We start from the raw sequence: 3855 nt of genomic DNA on the forward strand, positions 1-3855 counted from the left end.
AAAAAAAATATTACAGAGACAATCAAAACCTTATGCAGCTTTGCAATGTTTAGTAATCATCCGCTCTTAATAGTCATCTATTGTCTGAGCACGTATCTTCTAATCGCAATGCGACTGTCTAAGACACTTTTGCAGTTTTGCGTTCCGCTAAACGATATTGGTGCTTCCTAATAGCCTTTTTCTCCATAGTCAGCATTTCTTTCGATCCGTAGATGTTCTTTTGAACTTGAATACTCATTGCCTCTACACATAGTCTTGCTTACAAGGTTGCTCTGCTTTTTAAATACACCCTTTCGAATTGAACTCCTTTCCTAATTTTGAATTTCTCTAAAATTTTTATACTCTTTAGTCGCTTGATCGCCTTTCTAATTTTTATGTTTCCTTAATTCCTATACTCCTTGTATTGATTAGCTCTTTCTATGTTTCTATACTTCTTGTTTTAGTGTGATTTCCTCTTTCCTTTTTTATGACTTGTAAAATTTAAAGAATTTCCTGATCTCTCTCTTCCTTTTTTATGATTTGTAAAGTTGAAAAATTTCCTGATTTCTTTGTTCCTTTTTTATGCATTCGACTTATTATATTCAAATGCTTTTAAAATTATTCATCTTTTAAAAAGTTTTTAGCAAGCTAACGCCTTACGCTACGCTTCAGTTGTTGGAAAATAAAAAGCTAAGCGATATAAAAACCACATATCACTTAGCTTTTTATTTTGTAAATGTCTACGAACTACATTGTGCTTTTGACAATTTCTATATACTCTTGATTTTCTTGATCCTCTTCATCGTCCGAAGAATACCCATAGCGACTTTGAAACTCGCTGCCTGTTAAACCTTTCTCCATCTCACTAACGATAAAGGCTTTATTGCGATACTCCTCAGCATAATTGTAGATCGCTCGAAAATAATTATATAGAATATCTTCTTTCGTCAGCCTATACGTTACTGAATTGCCCTCGCCATCCGTATAGCTGAAAACTTTTTCTTCCTCCTCTTCATTAAGTTTTGCTTGCTCGATAATCTGTTTTTTAATTTCATTACGCTTCTTTTTGAAGATACCTCCATACGTCATCAATCGCTTATTAAAAAATGCTTCTTCAATTGTGAGCAGCTGATCTAGGTTATAGACATAATCATAACCAATGAGATTACGCTCTCCATTGTGCGACTGATCTGATTCAGAATCATCGTAAATTGGAATCGCTTCTGCTACATCTATAATTTCTGTTGGATATTTTGAAAGCTCGGCTGCTGACGAGCTAATATTTTGTTCACGTGTTTTATGAATCGTTTTACCTTTTTTGCGACCATATTTACCTACATATGTTTTAGCTTTTGTATACTGTTCAATCGTGATCGATGGACGGTAATCTAATTCAGCGGCTTCTTGCCACATATCAATAAATTCGTTTTGACCATTCTTTTTACTTTGTTTAAAAATGCCCTTTTCCGAATTTCTCAAAGACGACTTGAATATTAAAATTGCATGTATATGAGGATGATACGTATCAGTCTTTGCATTGTAGGTGACCTCAACTGTTCTGGAATACCCTAACAAATATTTTTTAATGCGTGACTTCCTCATCATCTTGGTGAATGATTTCATAATGTGTTTTATCGTATCGTTTAACTGATCGGCTTTAACATTTTTAACAGTCAACGTTAAAAAGTATCCATATGCACTTTTGTATTCTTTGTGTATCTCCTCAAGAACTAATTTGTTTATGTGTGATTCTGTCATTGTACGCAACCACATACATTGAGGACACATTCTTCGTTTACAGAAAAACGCTCTATGCAGCGAATGCTTCATTACATCGTCAGTTTCAGCATTTACATAAGACTTATATTCTCTGTACTCACCACATAAGAAAACTCTTTGTACTTGATCCTCACTAACTTTAAATTCGATACCTTTTGTAGCAGCATATTCATTTATGTTCGCCAAAGCATTGGCATATTGAATAGATTGGTGCTTACGATCAACCCATGGAATCACATTTCCATGTTTGTCTACATCCCAAAAAGCATCACCTTTCTTAATATCTTTTGAATCGACAGGTGCAACCGACTTTTCTGCTTTTGTTATTTTATTGTTCATGTTATACTTATTCCGAAAAAGGTAAATGTTTCAGAATAAAGACACCTCCAGCTATAAAAGTTATGTTTTAGTCTCGCAACTTTAATATAACCTGTGGAAGTGTCTTTTTCAAATTGATCGACAATTACAATCAACCTAAAAAATACACTTCTCACTTTATAAAAATATTTCTCACTTCAAAAATTCCCCTCCGATAAAAAATCTCACAAAATAGCAGATGTTTTTTACTCTTTACTACAAAAAAATCACTCTAAATTTTTTATGATCACGTTAAATTTCATAGAATTTCATAGAATTTCACGTTTTTTCATAGAATTTCACGTGTTTTTTTAACCCAAAACCCTTATATATCAAGGGTTCGTGCCAATAAAAGTGGTGATTTATCATCTGCATTATATTTCTAATATGTATCAAGACAGGAATTTCATTCGTTTCGCTAACGCTCCACTACATGAAATTCCGCGTCGCTACGCGACTTAAAGGCAAAATAATCTCCATTCACAGCAGTGCTTCGCCCTGCCGCTCATTCCAATTATTTTTTCTTAAAACGAGAAATACTCTTCTAAACTCATGTGATATAAATTCTAGTGACATCATCTCTTTCATGTCCTAATAATTGTGATACTGCTAAACGTGAATGATATTCCGTATAGCCCTGATCCCTAAAATTTTGGTACTGCTCTTGTGCATACGTATGCCGCAAGCCATGAAATGTTACTCTATCTGTAATGTTTTCACCGTTCTTTATTCGCTCACTACGATTAGGATCGGCAATCGTTTTTTGGTGTCTTGATATAAAATTTTGAACTCGCTTAATTACTAAGTGAGTTTTTTCATGTTCACCAACAAATAATTTAGAACCAACCGGAGTTGTGACAACACGATCCATTAGCAGCTGTCTACTTTCTTCTGAAAGAGGTACACTACGAATTTTGCCGCCTTTGCCTTTGATTTCTAACTCTCCTGTCCTTATAGAACGCACCACAGTCGCCCTGTCGAGTCTTATGGCTTCGTGTATACGTAAACCCTCATTACGAGCTAAAACGACTGTATCGTGCACCAGACGACTTCCTAGCTGTCCTGATAGTTCTTTTATGCGATCGTACTCATCTTGCGACCAAGATTTATCTGATCCGATGAAGTCACGCTTCTCCAAGTCGAAAACTTCATTTGGCGATAGAATATTTCTAGTCTTAGGAAACTGATCATGATAAAAACGAATCGCTGACAAGTTGGTCTTAATCGTACTGGCGGATAGATTCTTAGACTTCATTTCGTCCACATACGAATGTAAATGCTTATCTGATATATTGGCGACTTTCTGTAAGCCATAATTATTTGCAAGGTGTTTCGTAAAATTTTGCATTGCATTGTAATAACGCTCTTTCGTTTTGTATGATCCCTGCCTATTATGTTTGGCTACTTTATCTACTTGACGCATTAAATCTTGATGTTTTTTTGTATAGTCTTTCATTTTTGACAGACCTCCCCCAATGTAAGAAGATACTTCGTTTCATAAGAATCTCTAAGTATCTGATCAACTATTACGGGCTGTAACCTTAACACCTATGTGTTTCTGGTAACCCTGACTTTGATTGTCTCTGTATCTCTTTTTTCTTGCGAAAAAAAATATTACAGAGACAATCAAAACCTTATGCAGCTTTGCAATGTTTAGTAATCATCCGCTCTTAATAGTCATCTATTGTCTGAGCACGTATCTTCTAATCGCAATGCGACTGTCTAAGACACTTTTGCAGT

General features: G+C 34.9%; 2 protein-coding genes. Both read right to left on the bottom strand.

What is annotated here, in order from left to right:
• Positions 1–726: 726 nt before the first annotated feature.
• The gene (locus tag ACFQ0V_RS13225) at positions 727–2097 is read right to left on the bottom strand and encodes a protein rep (protein WP_381014450.1); all 1371 of its coding nucleotides are present in this window, start codon (positions 2095–2097) and stop codon (positions 727–729) included.
• A gap of 568 nt (positions 2098–2665) precedes the next feature.
• Positions 2666–3571: a tyrosine-type recombinase/integrase gene (locus ACFQ0V_RS13230; RefSeq protein WP_381014452.1), complete on the bottom strand. Its 906-nt coding sequence runs from the start codon at positions 3569–3571 to the stop codon at positions 2666–2668.
• Between the last annotated feature and the right edge of the window lie 284 nt (positions 3572–3855).

The organism is Savagea faecisuis (assembly GCF_042675605.1).
Taxonomy (GTDB): Bacteria; Bacillota; Bacilli; order Bacillales_A; family Planococcaceae; genus Savagea; species Savagea faecisuis.